At 31.7% G+C, this 17,717-nt stretch carries 11 protein-coding genes; 7 read left to right on the top strand and 4 right to left on the bottom strand.

From position 1 onward, the window contains the following. The 5 genes from asnB to ACKVOV_RS02760 all read left to right on the top strand — a co-directional run. On the top strand, positions 1-1,356 hold a 1,356-nt coding region (asnB, locus tag ACKVOV_RS02780), incomplete at its 5' end, for an asparagine synthase B (RefSeq protein WP_409205254.1). 174 nt (positions 1,357-1,530) lie between these two features. Beyond that, positions 1,531-3,474 carry a DNA topoisomerase (ATP-hydrolyzing) subunit B gene (gene gyrB / locus ACKVOV_RS02775; RefSeq protein WP_409205253.1) on the top strand — a complete coding sequence of 648 codons (1,944 nt, stop codon included), beginning with the start codon at positions 1,531-1,533 and terminating at the stop codon, positions 3,472-3,474. A gap of 95 nt (positions 3,475-3,569) precedes the next feature. Continuing rightward, positions 3,570-4,505, top strand: coding sequence for a malate dehydrogenase (locus ACKVOV_RS02770; RefSeq protein ID WP_409205252.1), 936 nt, complete (start codon positions 3,570-3,572; stop codon positions 4,503-4,505). 205 nt (positions 4,506-4,710) lie between these two features. After that, the gene (gene secDF, locus ACKVOV_RS02765) at positions 4,711-7,686 is read left to right on the top strand and encodes a protein translocase subunit SecDF (RefSeq protein WP_409205251.1); all 2,976 of its coding nucleotides are present in this window, start codon (positions 4,711-4,713) and stop codon (positions 7,684-7,686) included. A gap of 105 nt (positions 7,687-7,791) precedes the next feature. Then, a complete protein-coding gene (locus tag ACKVOV_RS02760; protein ID WP_409205250.1) occupies positions 7,792-8,130 on the top strand; it encodes a tRNA-binding protein in 339 nt (112 codons plus the stop codon). Positions 8,131-8,179: 49 nt separating this feature from the next. Here ACKVOV_RS02760 and ACKVOV_RS02755 read toward each other — a convergent pair whose 3' ends face one another. The 4 genes from ACKVOV_RS02755 to ACKVOV_RS02740 form a co-directional block, all read right to left on the bottom strand. After that, positions 8,180-8,770, bottom strand: coding sequence for a glutathione peroxidase (locus ACKVOV_RS02755; protein WP_409205249.1), 591 nt, complete (start codon positions 8,768-8,770; stop codon positions 8,180-8,182). Between the two features lie 151 nt (positions 8,771-8,921). Next, entirely contained in the window at positions 8,922-12,050 is a 3,129-nt protein-coding gene (gene ccsA / locus ACKVOV_RS02750) for a cytochrome c biogenesis protein CcsA (RefSeq protein ID WP_409205248.1), read from the bottom strand. Positions 12,051-12,275: 225 nt separating this feature from the next. Further along, positions 12,276-12,890 (bottom strand): response regulator, encoded by a 615-nt coding sequence (locus tag ACKVOV_RS02745; RefSeq protein ID WP_409205247.1) that lies wholly within the window; start codon positions 12,888-12,890, stop codon positions 12,276-12,278. Between the two features lies 1 nt (position 12,891). Next, on the bottom strand, positions 12,892-14,862 hold the full coding sequence (locus ACKVOV_RS02740; RefSeq protein ID WP_409205246.1) for an ATP-binding protein: 1,971 nt from the start codon (positions 14,860-14,862) through the stop codon (positions 12,892-12,894). A 203-nt stretch (positions 14,863-15,065) separates the two neighbouring features. Here ACKVOV_RS02740 and ACKVOV_RS02735 point away from each other — a divergent pair, with 203 nt between their 5' ends. After that, positions 15,066-16,451, top strand: a complete 1,386-nt coding sequence (locus tag ACKVOV_RS02735; protein ID WP_409205245.1) for a hypothetical protein — start codon at positions 15,066-15,068, stop codon at positions 16,449-16,451. A gap of 139 nt (positions 16,452-16,590) precedes the next feature. Further along, positions 16,591-17,550, top strand: a complete 960-nt coding sequence (locus ACKVOV_RS02730) for a hypothetical protein (protein WP_409205244.1) — start codon at positions 16,591-16,593, stop codon at positions 17,548-17,550. The last annotated feature ends 167 nt before the right edge of the window (positions 17,551-17,717 follow it).

Raw genomic sequence — 17,717 nt, 5'->3', positions numbered from 1 at the left:
CATACTTTCAAAACCAAATCGGATTCGGAAGTAATTGTGCATTTGTATGAAGAATTTGGGTATGATTTTCTAAATCAATTAGATGGCGATTTCGCTTTTGTGGTTATAGATGGCGACGATTATATTGCTGGTCGTGATCCAATGGGTGTAAAACCTTTATATTACGGACTTGACGAAAGAGGTAGAATATATTTCGCTTCAGAAATGAAACCTATTGCCGACCAATGTAAAACTTTTTCAACTTTTCCTCCAGGACATTATTATACGCCAAAAACAGGATTTGTTAAATATTACAAACCAGAATATGATGATTATAGAAAAGCAACCAGCGAACTAGATTTAAAATTGATTCGAGACACATTAACCGAAGCAACTCGCAAACGATTAATGAGTGATGTGCCCATTGGAGTATTGCTTTCAGGAGGATTAGATTCGTCATTAACATCATCAATTGCTTCAAGGTTATTGAAAGAAAAAGGCAAAACTTTGCATTCTTTTTCTATTGGTTTAGATGCCGATGCGCCCGATGCCAAAGCTGCTCGTAAAGTAGCTGAATTTTTAGGAACTCAGCACCACGAAGTGCATTTTACTATCGAGCAAGGAATTGAAATTTTAGATAAATTAATTTGGCATTTAGAAACCTACGATGTGACTTCGGTAAGAGCAAGTACACCTATGTATTTCTTATCGAAAGCAATTACCGACATGGGAATAAAAGTAGTGCTTTCGGGAGAAGGAGCTGATGAGATTTTTGGAGGTTATTTATATTTTAGAAATGCACCATCAACAGAAGATTTTCAAAAAGAAACTATAGAAAGAGTTCAGAAACTATTCACTGCCGATTTGCTTCGTGCCGATAAATCGACAATGGCGCACGGATTAGAAGCTCGTGTTCCATTTCTTGATAAAACTTTTTTAGATGTTGCTATGCTGGTTAAACCAGAGGAAAAACAACCAAAAACATACGACGGAAAAGAGAAATATATTCTTCGTAAAGCCTTTGACACTTCTGACAATCCATATCTTCCGGATGAAGTTTTATGGCGTCAAAAAGAACAATTTTCTGATGGAGTGGGTTATAACTGGATTGATCAATTAATCGAATATTGTGCATCAAAAGTGACCGATGAACAATTGGATTCGGCCAAAGAATTATTTTCTTACAACACACCAACAACTAAAGAAGCGTATTTTTATAGAACCATTTTTCATAAATATTATCCACAGCAAAGTGCTGCCGAAACAGTACGAAAATGGATTCCAAAATGGCAAGAAAACGAAGATCCAAGCGGTCGTGCTAATGCGGCACATGTACAAGCTGATGTAGAGATTGCAAAATCAAATATATTAGCCTAACAATTTTAAATTTTTCTCTTAAAAACGTCTTGAAAAAATCAAGACGTTTTTTTATAATTATTAATAAACTGTTGATAACTTCATCCCTAAATCGTAGGTTTTGGTTTCAAAATCGTTCCTAATAGTATATATTTGCGTGTTAGACAAAAATTACATTTTTTAGAATAAATTTATATGAGCGACGAAATTAAGAAGGATAATTATTCAGCAGATAGTATTCAGGCATTAGAAGGAATGGAGCATGTTCGTATGCGTCCGTCGATGTATATTGGAGATGTAGGTGTTCGTGGTTTGCACCATTTGGTTTATGAAGTTGTCGATAACTCTATCGATGAAGCAATGGGAGGTCATTGTGATACGATTCGAGTAGATATAAATGAAGATGGTTCGGTTTCTGTAGAAGATAATGGTCGTGGTATTCCGGTAGGAATTCATAAAAAAGAAGGTGTTTCGGCTCTAGAGGTTGTAATGACTAAAATTGGTGCTGGAGGAAAATTTGATAAAGATTCGTATAAAGTTTCTGGAGGACTGCACGGAGTAGGGGTTTCTGTAGTAAATGCTTTGTCAAATCACTTGAGAGCGACAGTTCACAGTAGTGATGGTAAGATTTATGAACAAGAATATGAAAAAGGAAAAGCGCTTTATCCAGTAAAACAAATTGGAGAAACCAGCAAAAGAGGTACAATTGTAACTTTTTATCCAGACGATTCTATTTTTACACAAACAACCGAGTTTTCTTATGATACTTTGTCGGCTCGTATGCGTGAATTGTCATTTTTAAATAAAGGAATTACAATCACTTTTACAGATAAAAGAGAAAAAGATAAAGACGGAAATTTTGTTTCGGAAATTTTTCATTCAACAGAAGGACTAAAAGAATATATTCGTTATTTAGATGGAAATCGTGAGCCAATTATTGCGCACGTAATTTCGATGGATAACGACAAAGGAGAAATTCCTGTTGAAGTTGCCTTGATTTACAATACAAGTTATACAGAGAATATATTTTCTTACGTAAATAATATCAATACGCACGAAGGAGGAACGCACTTGCAAGGTTTTAGAACAGGTTTAACTCGTTCTCTAAAAAAGTATGCAGATTCATCTGGAATGTTAGATAAATTGAAATTTGAAATTTCGGGTGATGACTTCCGCGAAGGATTAACTGCTATTATTTCGGTAAAAGTTGCTGAACCTCAATTTGAAGGGCAAACCAAAACAAAACTTGGGAATAGAGAAGTAGTTTCTCCAGTTTCTCAAGCAGTTGGAGACATGATTGAAAATTATTTGGAAGAAAATCCAAATGATGCTAGAATCATTGTTCAAAAAGTAATTTTGGCTGCACAAGCACGTCATGCTGCTAAGAAAGCACGTGAAATGGTACAACGCAAAACCGTAATGGGTGGCGGAGGATTGCCAGGAAAGCTGTCAGATTGTTCAGAACAAGATCCAGCAAAATGCGAAGTATTCCTTGTCGAGGGAGATTCGGCAGGAGGAACTGCAAAACAAGGACGTGACAGGGCTTTTCAAGCTATTTTGCCATTAAGAGGTAAGATTTTGAATGTTGAAAAAGCAATGCATCACAAAGTTTTTGAAAACGAAGAGATTAGAAATATTTTTACAGCATTAGGAGTAACTATTGGTACTGCCGAAGATAGTAAAGCATTAAACTTAGAGAAATTACGTTACCATAAAGTAGTGATTATGTGTGATGCCGATATTGATGGTAGTCACATTTCTACCTTAATATTAACGTTCTTCTTCCGATTTATGAAAGAACTAATAGAAGAAGGTCACGTTTATATTGCAACACCACCATTATACCTTGTGAAAAAAGGAAATAAAAAGGAATATGCTTGGAATGAGGCGCAACGTGATGATGCCAACGAAAGAATGGGAGGAAGCGCTGCAATTCAACGTTATAAAGGTCTTGGAGAGATGAATGCAGAGCAATTGTGGGACACTACTTTAAATCCTGAATTCAGAACTTTACGCCAAATAAATATTGATAGTTTAGCGGAAGCTGATAGAGTTTTTTCAATGTTAATGGGTGATGAGGTTCCGCCTCGTAGAGAATTTATCGAGAAAAATGCAGTATACGCAAATATTGACGCATAAAAGATAATTGATTATTTGTTGATTTGGTTAAACCATTTAACAAATAGTTAGATTAATAAATAAACGAATTACCAAATAAACAAATAAACTTAAAAATGAAAGTTACAGTAGTAGGAGCAGGGAATGTAGGAGCATCTTGTGCAGATGTTATTTCTTATAGAGGAATTGCAAGTGAAGTAGTATTATTAGATATCAAGGAAGGTTTTGCCGAAGGTAAAGCTATGGATATCATGCAATGTGCTACTAATACAGGTTTTAATACGCAATTGTCAGGAGTTACAAACGATTATTCTAAAACAGCAAACAGTGATGTTGTTGTAATTACTTCTGGAATTCCTAGAAAACCAGGAATGACTCGTGAGGAATTAATTGGCATCAATGCTGGAATCGTTAAGTCGGTTGTAGAAAACGTATTGGTTCATTCTCCAAATACTATTGTAGTGGTGGTTTCAAACCCAATGGATACGATGACTTATTTAGCTTTGAAAGCTACAGGTTTACCAAAAAACAGAATCATAGGTATGGGTGGTGCTTTAGATAGCTCACGTTTTAGATATTACTTATCGAAAGCGTTAGACAAACCTTCGAACGATGTTTCTGCAATGGTTATAGGAGGTCACGGTGATACAACTATGATTCCATTAACTAGATTGGCTTCTTATAACGGAATTCCAGTTTCTGAATTTCTTTCTCAAGAACAATTAGATAAAGTAGCTGCCGATACTATGGTTGGTGGAGCAACATTAACAGGATTATTAGGAACTTCAGCTTGGTATGCTCCAGGTGCTTCAGTTGCTTATCTTGTAGATAGTATTTTAAATAATCAAAAGAAAATGATTGCTTGTTCAGTTATGCTGGATGGGGAATACGGACAATCAGATATTTGTATCGGAGTACCTTGTATTATTGGTAAAAACGGTATCGAAGAGATTGTTAATATTAACTTAAACGATAACGAAAAAGCATTATTTGCAAAAAGCGCTGATGCTGTTCGTAATATGAATGCTGATTTAAAATCAGTTTTAGCTTAATTTACTAACTACAAATTATACTAAGAATTTCACAATGTTCACAAAGAATCTAAAAACCTAGTGAACTTTGTGAAATTCTTTGTGTTCTTTGTGGTTAAATTTATATATTTGCACGTTTTGTGAAAATAGGATATTGTTTTTCACCCTATTTTTATAATTCAAAAATAAAGAAACCAAACAAAGAATTAATTAATTTTTACACAGAATGCAGAATAGAGGACTTATTAAATTTATTGCAATAATATTTGCACTGGTAAGTATTTACCAACTTTCTTTCACATTTGTTGCTAATAAAGTGAAAAGTGATGCAAAAGCATTTGCAGCTGGAAAACCAGAAAAAGAAGTAAAATATCTTGACTCGATAGGGAAAGAAAAAGTGTTTAACTTAGGTTTTACAAGTTTTACTTATGATGAGGTAAAAACAAAACAAATTAACAAAGGTCTTGACTTAGAAGGTGGTATCAACGTGATATTGCAAATCTCTGTTAAAGATGTTTTGAAACAATTAGCTAATAACTCTACAAATCCAGTATTTGTTAAGGCTTTGGCTGATGCAAAAACAAATCAAAGAGGTAATCAGTCTTATTTAGATGCTTTTTACGAAGCTTTTGATGCAAATTCTAACGGAACTACATTGTTATCTTCTCCAGATATTTTTGGAAACAGAAACTTAGCAGAAGAGATTAAAATGCAAATGTCTGATTCTGATGCTAAAAAAGTAATTAACAAAAAAGTTGAAGAATCTATCGAAAGTGCATTTAGAGTGCTTCGTGAGCGTATCGATAAATTTGGTGTTACACAACCTAATATTGTAAAGTTAGGAACTTCTGGTCGTATTCTTGTTGAACTTCCAGGAGCAAAAGATGTAGATAGAGCTAAAAAATTATTGTCAAGTACTGCTCAATTAGAATTTTGGGAAACATTAAAAGTTGAAGAAATTGGTAATTATTTAGGTTCAGTAAATGAAGCTTTAAAGAAAACTGAAAAATCAGCAGTAGCACAAGCAGCTCCAAAAGCAACTTCAAAAATTGATTCACTATTAGTAGATAAAACTGCAAAAGACTCAACTGCAACTAAAGCAGATGCTGGGCCGTTTTTCAGTAAAATCGTTAGTGGAGGTCAACAAGGGAGTCCAGTGTTGGCTTATGTAAAATCTAAAGATACAGCGGTAATTAATAGTTATTTCAAACGTGCAGATATCAAAGCTTTATTATCAAGTGATTTAGCAGATACTAAATTTGTTTGGGGAAAACCATCTGAAAAAACAGGTGATGTTGTAGAATTATATGCATTAAAAGGAAACAGAACAAACACACCTCCTATGAGTGGTGGCGTACTTGTAGATGCTTCTAATTCGTATGACCAAACAGGAAAACCATCTGTAACGATGCAAATGAATGGTAAAGGAGCAAAAATCTGGGAAGAACTAACAGGAAGAGCTTATACTCAAAAAAGTAACATTGCTATTGTTTTAGATAATGTTGTTTACTCGGCTCCAGGTGTTTCTTCTGGACCAATTGCTGGTGGACGCTCTGAAATTTCAGGTTCATTTACTATTGATGAAACTAAAGATTTAGCTAATGTTTTGCGTGCTGGTAAATTACCTGCAGCTGCAGAAATTGTGCAATCTGAGGTGGTAGGGCCATCCTTAGGACAAAAAGCTATTGATAGTGGTTTAAATTCTTCTATTGTTGGTTTATTACTTGTTTCATTATGGATGTTAATCTATTATGGTAAATCAGGTTGGTATGCAAACATTGCATTAGGAATCAATTTATTATTCCTTTTTGGTGTAATGGCAAGTTTTGGTTTTGTATTAACATTGCCAGGTATTGCAGGTATCGTTTTAACAATGGGTACAGCTGTTGATGCTAACATTATTATATACGAGCGAGCAAAAGAAGAATTACGTGCAGGATTAAGTCTTGATGAGGCAGTTAAAAAATCTTTTAGTTGGACAGGGGCTATGCGTTCTATTATTGATGCAAACGTAACACACATTTTAACAGGATCTATCCTTTATATTTTTGGGACAGGACCTATCAAAGGATTTGCATTAACTTTATTAATAGGTATTATAACTTCATTATTTACTTCTATTTTTATTACAAGAATCTTCTTAGAAAGAGCTGTAAGTAATGGAACTAAGTTAGAGTTTGCAAACAGTTGGTCTAAAAACTGGTTTACAGGATTCAATTTTGATTTCTTGAAAATAAAAAGAGGAACTTATATTTTCTCATCTTGTGTTATTATTATCAGTTTAGTTTCTATATTCTTTGTAAATGGATTAGATCAAGGTGTCGATTTTGTTGGAGGAAGAACTTTTCAAGTTAAATTTGAAAAAACAGTAGAACCAACAGCTATTGCTGCTGAATTATCAAAGAAAGATGTTTTTGAAAGTGCTGAAGCTAAAATATTTGGAACAGACGATCAGCTTAAGATAACTACAAAATACAAGATTAAAGAAGAAGGAGTAAGTGTTGATACAGAAGTGAATCAAAAACTATATAATGCTCTTAAATCACACTTTTCTCCAAGTATGACTTATGACAAGTTTATAAACTCTTACGATGGTAAAGAACTTGGTGTATTACAAGCATCAAAAATAAGTCCAGCTATTTCAGCAGATATTAAAACAAACTCATTTTGGGCAGTTTTAGGTGCTATGTTGGTTGTAGCGCTATACTTAGTGGTATCTTTTAGAAAATTAGGATATTCATTAGGAGCATTAGCAGCTGTTGCACATGACGTTATATTTGTATTGGGTATTTACTCTTTATGTTATAAATTTATGCCTTTTCACATGGAAATGGATCAGCACTTTATTGCAGCAATCCTTACAGTTATTGGTTATTCGATGAATGATACTGTAATTGTATTTGATAGAATTAGAGAATTTCTTGCTGGTAACAGAAAAGGAAACTTTAACCAAATCGTAAATGATTCGATTAACACTACATTATCTAGAACTATCAATACTTCATTAACTATGTTATTAGTATTATTGATTATGTTCATCTTTGGTGGAGAATCAATTAGAGGATTTATCTTTGCAATGTTAGTAGGTATTGCAGTAGGAACTTATTCATCTTTGTTTATTGCAACACCAGTATTAGTTGATACAATGTCTGCAAAAGATAAAGAAGAGATAGATACAAGACATGCGAAAGCAAATGCATAATATTTAAAATTAATATATAAAAAAATCCTTCGTTGAAAAACGGAGGATTTTTTTTGTACTTTTATTTTTGATGATTTGTTTGAATATCTTTTTAAAAACATACTTATGAGCCTAATATCTTGGTCAGATTTCGAGAAAGTAGAAATGCGAATAGGAACTATAATTGAAGTAAATGATTTTCCAGAAGCAAGAAAACCTGCTTACCAGCTTATAATTGATTTTGGAAATGAAATTGGTATAAAAAAGACATCAGCACAAATTACTAAACGGTATGTAAAAGGTGATTTATTAAACAAGCAAATTGTAGCAGTAGTTAATTTTCCTGCAAAACAAATAGGGAAATTTATGAGTGAATGTTTAGTTCTTGGCTCGATAGGAAATGAGAGTGATGTTGTTTTACTTTCTCCAGACTTAAATGTTGAAAATGGGCTAAGAATAGGATAAAAAAAAGCCCAAAATTATAATTTTGGGCTTTCAATTTTATTTATATAACTTAAGCTTTAATCCAATCTAGTATCGATTCATCAATAGGAAGGGTTTGCGGGGCAACTACTTTATCAAGATGTCCATTTTCATTAATTAAATATTTTTGAAAATTCCATCGTACTGTATTATCTTCTAATCCGTTTTTTGATTTTTGTGTCAAAAATTTATATAAAGGATGCATATCTTCCCCTTTTACAGATATTTTTTCCATCATAGGAAATTTTACTCCGTAATTTTTGCTACAAAATGTTGCTATTTCTGCATTTGTTCCTGGATCTTGTTGGAAAGCATTAGAAGGAAACCCAATAATTACAAAATTGTTTTTTTGAAATTCATCATACAATGCTTGTAATTGTTCGTATTGTGGCGTTAATCCGCACTCAGAAGCGGTATTTACAATCATTATTTTTTTGCCTTTTAACGAAGCAAAATCAAAATCTTTGCCCTGAATATCTTTAACTTTAAATTGATATATAGATTCTCCAGTCATATTTGCTTGGACTATTTCTCTGTCGGAAGTTACATTTTTTAAACTTTCTTCTTGATTTTTACAACTAACTAATAAAATTAGTGATATAGCACAAAATAATTGCTTCATTGGTTTGTTCGTTTTGGTTTTCTGAAAACGAATATAAGCAATTATTAAATACGATTACAAAACAAAATGATAAAAATAGTTAAGATTTAACATTCTTAATTTATTATAACCTAATGAATATAAAATATTTATAATTGTAGTTTACAGAAATCTACTTTTTATAGTATTTTTTATAATTTGGGTAGGTTAGCAATCCAATTAATGAAATTGTTCCTAATGAATACCAAATCCAATCGAGTGACTTAGCTTCTCCGCTAGCATAAGAATGCAAACCAACCAAATGAAAATTCACACCATAATAAGTAAATAAAATAGATACAAAAGCAAACATACTCATTATATTGAAAGTCCATTTTCCTCTTAACGATGGTACAAAACGAGCATGAATTACAAATGCATAAACCATAATGCTTATTAGAGCCCAAGTTTCTTTAGGATCCCATCCCCAGTAACGTCCCCAACTTTCGTTTGCCCATTGTCCGCCAAGGAAATTTCCTATAGTTAGCATTATTAATCCAATCGTTAGAGCCATTTCATTGATGTAGGTAATTTCTTGAATATTTAAATTCATTTTTGTTTTATTTTTTTCATTGGTAAAAAAGATAAGAACCAAAGAAACAAAACCTAAAATCATACCTAAAGCAAATGGACCATAACTAGCTACAATAACTGCTACGTGAATCATAAGCCAATATGAATTAAGTACTGGCTGTAAGTTTGCGATTTCTGGATCAATCCAATTAGCATAAGCTGCTGCTAAAATCATTGCAGATACAAAAGCTGCAGAAGCTACCGTTAGTTTAGATTTTATATCGAAAGCTAATCCAAAAAACATAGTTGCCCAAGCTACATAAACTATCGCTTCATATGCATTACTCCATGGTGCATGACCAGAAATATACCATCGGGCAATTAGTGTAATAGTGTGTAAAACAAATAGTAACCCAATGACAACATGCATCGAATTGACTAAAAATGTAATTGCTTTAGATTCTTTAAAAATTTGTAAAATGGTAAAAAACAACATTAATATTGCAGCTGTAATATACCAATAAGGAAGTTTTTGAAGAAGATCATATTTATTATATAAAATTTCTGAAGAAACTTTTTTATCTGTTGGCATGACCTTACTACCATATTTTTTTTGAAACTTCTTGATTCCATCAAGATAAAAATCTGATTCTTTGTACGTATTTTTTAAAGTAGCATTTTCTAACGACATTAAATAAATAGGTAAGATTTGTTTGGTAAAAGTCGAATCCATTCCTTTTAATCCTACATGATTAAGTTCTGCATACGATGCCCATTTGTTGTTTTCGTCATTAGGAATCGGAAAAATTTTAAGAATACTTCCAGATAATGCAGAATTCATTAGGTTTACTTTTTTGTCGGTCTCTACAAAATCTTTTTCAAATTGATTAGGATTCGCTGACTTGTAAGCATCATCTAAATATGGAGACAATTTATAATTTCCTTTTTCATCGAAAAAATTAATAAATTTCGCAAATTCTTGTTTTTTATCAATCCCAATAATATTACGAATACTATCATTTCCGGGTTTAATATATATTAATGGAACTTCATACCAAACTTGTGCGAATTGTGTCATCGAGAGGAATACTTGATCAGAATTCATTTCTTTGTAAGTATCGGAATGACTAACTTTTCTAAGTAATTCTGACGAAAAGGTATTTACAGGTTTCATTCTGCCACCTACATCTTGAATAATTAATCTTCCAAATTTTTCGGCATGAACTTCACTAACTTTATATTTTTCTAATAACGAATCTATTTGTTTTTCGGTTGGCATTTTACCTTGATGATTTTGTGTAAAACCACTTAATCCAAATAATAAAAATAGAATTGTAAGATTTACTTTTTTAATTTTTACAACTTCTAATTTTCTTTTTATATCGGCAAAACGAGAATTTTTAGTAAACATAATAGCCATCATAGCAAAAAATAATATAAAATAACCAATATATGTAACCCATGTTCCCCAAAAGTCGTGACTTACAGAGAGAACAGTTCCTTTCTCATCTGGATCGAATGAAGATTGGAAAAAACGATAACCTTTGTAATCTAAAACATGATTCATGAAAATTTTATAATCAAAATCCTTTGGAGAATCCTGTACTGTAACTTGACTTTCAAACGAAGAAAAACTTTTTTCGGTTCCTGGATATTTTTGAGCAGCAAAATCATTTAGTTTTATTTTGAATGGTAATTCGTATGATTTACTCCCAAAAGAAAGAGTATAATCTAGATTTCCAATTTTTACGGATTTTGGTTCTCCCATTTTTCCTTTAGAACCTACAAGAGTTACTTCTCGTTCTTGCCCTTCCGATTTTATTGTTAAAACAAGAGCATCATCTTCTTCTTTTGCTTTATAATTATTGCTAGATTCATAACCTATTGTTCCAGTTTTTGCAGGTTCAGGAAAAACAAATTGTGCACCACCTACATTATATAAAGATCGCATCATTAGTGGTTCGGTAGCGTCTTTAGTTACTCTTCCTTGTAGTTTGTCGGCCATTCTCATAAACTGACCTTCAAACGGTGTACTTATTGTATAAGCTCCTAAAGTTGTATTGATGTTTATAGCGCCTTTTGTGTATTTATTTAAAGCAAAAAGTATATTATTGATACTTTGTACTTCACCTGATTTTAAAAAATGTTCATTACGTTTTCCGCCTCCAGATTCGACCATTTTAAAATATAAAATGCCGTTTTTATCTTCCTTTATGGTTTGTTTTGCACCCATAATAAAGTTTTTTAACTCTATCGTAAAAGGTGTTTTATCGAAAATTTCATTTAAATAAAAACTATTTCTAGTTGCTTGCGAAAACAAAACCGATTGTTCGAAAGTACGACGTTTCATTTCGCCTTTATACTGTCCATCTACATTTATAGATAGAAATGTTTTATCAGAATAAAAATGATTTTCTGAAGCGCCTTCTCGAATAGGCATCATGCCTTCGTAGCTAATATAACGAGTAATTCCAGCGCCAACAATAATAAAAACAAATGATAAATGAAGTAGCAACGTTGCCCATTTTTCTTTTTTTAATAATTGATAACGCTTTATATTTCCAATAAAGTTTATCATAAATACTAACATAATTCCTTCAAACCACCAGGAATTGTATATTAAAATTCGAGCAGTTGTTGTATTGTATTTACTTTCTATAAAAGTTCCAGTAGCCATTGCAATTGCAAAACCTAGAAATAATATAGCCATTAATCTTGTTGAAAATAATATTGATTTTAATTTTTCCATAATAAATTTTGGAGTCGTTTTTTATAAAGTGTCACAAAAATACTCAAAAATGTTTGTTTGGTATTTATTCTAATCTTTATTTAACAAGTTTTAATGAAATTTTAATTTTAGAATTATGTAAAAACGTAATTGCTAAAAAAAGTAAAGTCAAAAATATATCAATAGATATTTCCTTTATTTATTAAAAGTTGAAATAAACTAAAATTTAGATTATTGAAAGGTTTTTTATATCAAATCAAATTTAGCAGCCATTTTAATTAATAAAGCAGTGTTACTTGCATCTAATTTGAGCATTAGGTTTTGTCTATGCGTGCTAACAGTTGTGATACTAATAAAAAGTTTATCGGCAATTTGCTGGTTGGTAAGTCCTTCAGCAATTTCTATTAAAACTTCTTTTTCTCTTCTAGTAATAATGGGAGATTGATCATATTTTGAAGTATTTTGCTTCTGGTAATTGACATTAAAAAACATATTTCCTTTAGAAACTTCATCAATGGCTTGAAAGATTTCTTCTTTTGATGAATTTTTTAATAAATAGCCGCTTGCTCCATTTTCTATCATTTTAGAAACATAACTTCTATCATTAAAAGTGCTTAAAGCTAAACATTGAATTTTGGGAAACTCACTTTTTATTTTCTTGCATAACTCAATACCACTAATGTCAGGTAAATTGATATCAAGAAAAGCAATGTCGACTTCATTTTTTTTGATAAAATCGAAAGCATCGAAAGCATTTTCAGCGGTTCCAACAACAAAAACATCTTCATTTTGTTTAAGTAGGGCTTTAAAACCTTCTATAACCATGGGGTGATCATCGACTATAAATATTTTTTTTTTCATTTTATACTACTTCAAATTCAATATGTGTTGATGTTCCTTTTTCGTCCGATTTTATATCCATTTTACCATTCAAATAATCAACTCGATGTTGAATATTAGACAAGCCTATTCCGTTTTTCTTAGTTATGCTTGTATCATATCCTTTTCCATTGTCTTCAACTGTTAGCGAAATAATATTTTTATTTCTAGAAAGTTGAATGTTAATGTTTGTCGCTTTGGCATGTTTTATTGTATTATTCAATAATTCTTGTACAACTCTGTAAATTACTATTTCGGTACTTTGTTCGAGTCGTTTTTCCATTCCAAAACTTTGGTAAGAGATCTCTAATTCTACATCTTGAGAAACCGATTCGCAATAATTTTTAAGTGTGTCATTTAACCCAAATTTCAATAATGCTTCGGGCATCATATTGTGTGCTACACGGCGCATTTCAGCTATAGCGTTATCTAATTGTGAAATGCTTTTCGTGAAAGCGATGGCATTTTCTTCTGATAATATCACATTTCCTTTCATACTATTTAATTGAAATTTTACTCCGCTTAACATTCCTCCTAATCCATCGTGTAAGTCACGAGCTAATCTCGTTCGCTCTGTTTCTTCACCTTGTAGCATATTTTGGGCAGCGTCTATTTGTTTTTCGGTTTCTAATTTATTAATATACTGTAATTGTATGGTTTGTTTGTTTTTGTAATTGCGATATCCTAAAAATCCAATAATAAAAAGTGCAAAAACAGTTACAGTAAGTGCATAATTGAAGATATTTTTTTGTTTTATAGTCGTTTTTTGCAGTTTTATCTGGCTGTCTTTTTTTTCAGATTCATATTTTGCTTCACGTTCAGAAAACTGTAATGTGCGCTCACTGTTTAAAATAGTATCGTTTAATGTTGAATATTTTTTAAAATATTGATATGCTTCTTTATATCTTTTGGTCTCAAACATAAACTGATGCATTACTTCAAAATATCCTCTCTTTTCTGTAGGATCTTCACTTTGCAAATAATAATTACTACATTCATCAAAATATTTCTCAGCTTTAGCATACTGCTTTTTCTTCATTGCTATTCTTCCTAGTTGCCAGATAGAATTCGCTATTCCATCTTTAATCTTAATTTCTTTAGCTGTATGTAAGCTTTTTTGTGCAAAAATTTCTGATGAGTCTATTTTATTCATCTCAAAATATTCTTGAGAAATATTATGGTAATATCCTTGTAAATAAGTTTTTGGAATTTGTCCTTTTTCTAATTCAGGCAAATATTTCAATCTAGTATGAAGTGCTTTTTCAACATTACCGTTTTCAAAATAATTATCAGCTTTTTGTTGTGTATAAAAAGCAATAACAGTAATATTCTTATACTTATTCGCAATAGTTAAAGCTTTATTTATATACTCATCTGCTTTGGGTAAGTTTTTTAATGTGTTAAAAACAGCACTCATATTATAAAACAAATCCGATTTCCTCTTGTCAAGTATTCTATTTGTGAGTGTTTTATCTTCAAATATTTTCGGATTATCAAATATTTCTTGTGCTTTTAGAAAATAGTCGATACAACTATCATATTCTCCTTTCCAATATTTTACATTGCCCATGTTAAAATAAGCCCCAGCCATTAGATATAAATGGTTGTTTTTTTTTGCTGCCATCAATGATGATTTATGACATTCAAATGCTTTATCTTTATAATCGAAACTACTGTTCCAAAGACCTAAGAGTCTGTAACTATTAGCTATAGCATCATAGTTTTTAATAGAAATACTTTTTATTAATGCTTCTGTAATCAATTTTTTTGAGAGCAAACTATCTACTTCTCTTATATCATATCCTAAATAACTTAATTGTCTTATCTGAGAGGTGTCTGTTGGGAGTTTATGAATTTGAGTAATAATTTGTTTCAAACTATCTGATTTTTTTTGCTGTCCGAAAACCATAAGTTGTACAAAAAATATTCCAGTTATAAGTAATGATTTTCTCATCTAATAATCAATTGATTTTCAATTTTATTGAAATATTCTTCTATTTAAAATCTAAATAGAATTCTAATTAACAAAGTAACTCAAAGATTAACATCTCTTTATCCTATAAAAGTAGGATATTTAAAATCATTATTTTATATGAATACAGGTTTTTTGTTTTAAAATAATTTTACATAACGATTAAAACAATAAAAAACAGAACTATGAAAAAATTAAATTTATTATTAGCTATTTGCCTTATTGGCTTTGCTTTTTCTTGTACTCCAGACGAAGAACCTTTACCAGTATCAAATGTATTAACAGTAACAACTGCAACTCCTACAGGTATTACAGATGTTCAAGTTACATTAGGAGGAGATGTTACAAACGATGGGGGAAGCCCAGTTACGGATAGAGGTGTTTGTATAAGTCTTACCGTAAATCCAACTGTAGACGATCCTACAAATGATGATGTGTTACAAATAGGTACAGGAAATGGGGTTTTCTCTGATACTTTTACTGGCTTTCCTGCGAGTACAACTATTCACGTTAGAGCTTATGCAAAAAATAGTACAGAGACTGTTTATGGGGAAGATAAAGTCTTTACTACTTTAGCAAGTCCTGGATGTCCAGTTGTAAATGTAACAGGAAATATTAGTACGCCAACTACTTGGACAACAGGTAATGTATATGTTATAACAGGAACAATAACAGTAACATCAGACTTAACTATACAACCAGGGGTTATTATAAAATTGGGCAGCGCTGGTAATATCGATGTAAATAACGGCGGAAAAATTTTAGCTAATGGGACTTCTACTAATAGAATCGTATTTACATCTATTGCAGATGATTCCTATTGTGGAGATACAAATGGGGATGGAACGGCAACTACTCCTCAAAAAGGAGATTGGCTTAATCTTTACTTAAACGGTGGAACAGGACATATTTTTACCTACTGCGATTTTCTTTATGCAGGTGCAAATGATGGTGGTTATCGTTCTGCGGTAATAGTATCTGTTGCTGGACCATCGTTTACTTTTGATAATTGTAGTTTTGCTCATACAGCAAACGGAACTAACTTTACTGGTGGTTTTGCTTTCTATGCAGGATCATATATGAGCAATCCAAGTATTTCTGTTTTTACAAATAATGTGTTTTATGATAATTATTATCCAATTTATTTGAGCGCTACTTATTCAATAAATCCTAATAATTCCTATAGTAATCCTGCGAATCCATCACAAAAAAATGCAAGAAACTGTATTTGGATGTATCCTGATGCTGGAAATAATATAGCGGTTACAATAGATGAAACAGAAGTTCCTTATGTTATGGATGGTTATTTGCAAAAAAGTACTGGTTCTATAACTATTGGTGCTGGTGTTGTAATGAAATTCCCTACAGGAAATACTTATGGACTAAATATAGGTTCTCTATCCTTAAGCCCATCTGCTTTTCTAACTTCTATTAAAGATGACGTTCATGGTGGAGATACTAATGGTGATGGATCTGCGACAGCTCCTGCAAACAATGATTGGTACGGATATTGGAACTGGACAAACTCTGTTTGGGTCCACGGTGCAAATATTTTATATGCTGCAAATTAAAGTTTGTTTGATTTAGTTGTTTTCTAATCGTCTCGTTAAATAGATAACGAGACGATTTTTTAAAAATGAATCAAATATAAATAATATGATTTTAGATTGCCCCATGCTACTATTATCAATAAATTAAAAAATAGTCGTTATGAAAAGATTTTATACACTCATTATTTTGGCTTTAAGCTATAATTCCTTTGCACAAGTAGGAATAAATACTATAACACCAACATCTATGCTAGATGTAAACGGACAGATTACGATTGATCAAAAAAATTTCGGAGGTTATGGCGGTTTACTTATAAAAGGGAATGCGCCAGGAAGTAATTACCCGAATATTTGTTTTTCTACGACAAATACATCAGGAAACGATATTATTTCTAGTTATATAGGAGGGAACATAAACAGTAATACAGCTGGTTTCGAAGCTATGGATTTAGTTTTTCTAACGTCACAAAATGGTTTAGGAAGTCTATCAGAAAGAATGCGGATAAAAGATAATGGTTATATTGGAATTGGAAATCCAAATCCATCCCAAAAATTGGATATAACAGGCAAAATAAAAATTACCGATGGAACAGAAGGAACTGGTAAAGTACTTGTAAGTGATGCAACAGGGGTAGCTTCTTGGGTGACAACTAATTCTATCAAATCCGCAATAACTGGAGTTTTTGCTGGAGGAGGAGCTAATTTTGGGAATGGAACTCCAATTGGAGGTCAATCGGCAATGACATACTGTAATGCTTATATCGATTTGCCTGTTGGGAAATGGATGGTTTTTGGTACTTATCTACTAGCAGGATCTACTATTTTAACAAGCGGACAAAGTGCTTTTATTAGAACTTCTCTTTATTTGAGTAATACTGTTGTAGGATCAAACCCTTATATTCTGTCAGGTGGATTGATATCAGGAATTTTAGCAGGTCCAACAGAATTTGGAATCGCAAATGGACAAACAATTATAAACAATACTTCTGGAGGAGTAATAAGGTTTTACTTGTGGGCAAATATCACGAAATATGGAACTACTCCTGCAACATTTGGTATGTCTGGAGTAGGAAGTTCATTTTGGTCTGAAAATCAATTGACCGCAATTCCTATGAATTAATATTTTTATTATTTTATAATTAAGAAAAGGCTTAATGAACTTGTTAAGTCTTTTCTCATTATAAATAAAAAAGCGTTGCATATAATTAGATTTTAAAAGAACTTATTAAATGGTTAGAATTACAAAATAAATATAAAAAATAGTACATTTGTTGCTCATTATAAATA

Origin of the sequence: Flavobacterium sp. (assembly GCF_046153165.1) — a bacterium.
In the GTDB taxonomy this organism is placed as follows: Bacteria; Bacteroidota; Bacteroidia; order Flavobacteriales; family Flavobacteriaceae; genus Flavobacterium.
The sequence above is the reverse complement of the archived record's forward strand: the minus strand, read 5'-3'. Positions and strand labels throughout refer to the sequence as shown.

Bases quoted from the DNA above. Each gene is read 5' to 3' on its own strand.
- gyrB (WP_409205253.1), top strand. From the start codon at position 1,531: ATGAGCGACGAAATTAAGAAGGATAATTATTCAGCAGATAGTATTCAG.
- ACKVOV_RS02770 (WP_409205252.1), top strand. From the start codon at position 3,570: ATGAAAGTTACAGTAGTAGGAGCAGGGAATGTAGGAGCATCTTGTGCA.
- secDF (WP_409205251.1), top strand. From the start codon at position 4,711: ATGCAGAATAGAGGACTTATTAAATTTATTGCAATAATATTTGCACTG.
- ACKVOV_RS02760 (WP_409205250.1), top strand. From the start codon at position 7,792: ATGAGCCTAATATCTTGGTCAGATTTCGAGAAAGTAGAAATGCGAATA.
- ACKVOV_RS02755 (WP_409205249.1), bottom strand. From the start codon at position 8,770: ATGAAGCAATTATTTTGTGCTATATCACTAATTTTATTAGTTAGTTGT.
- ccsA (WP_409205248.1), bottom strand. From the start codon at position 12,050: ATGGAAAAATTAAAATCAATATTATTTTCAACAAGATTAATGGCTATA.
- ACKVOV_RS02745 (WP_409205247.1), bottom strand. From the start codon at position 12,890: ATGAAAAAAAAAATATTTATAGTCGATGATCACCCCATGGTTATAGAA.
- ACKVOV_RS02740 (WP_409205246.1), bottom strand. From the start codon at position 14,862: ATGAGAAAATCATTACTTATAACTGGAATATTTTTTGTACAACTTATG.
- ACKVOV_RS02735 (WP_409205245.1), top strand. From the start codon at position 15,066: ATGAAAAAATTAAATTTATTATTAGCTATTTGCCTTATTGGCTTTGCT.
- ACKVOV_RS02730 (WP_409205244.1), top strand. From the start codon at position 16,591: ATGAAAAGATTTTATACACTCATTATTTTGGCTTTAAGCTATAATTCC.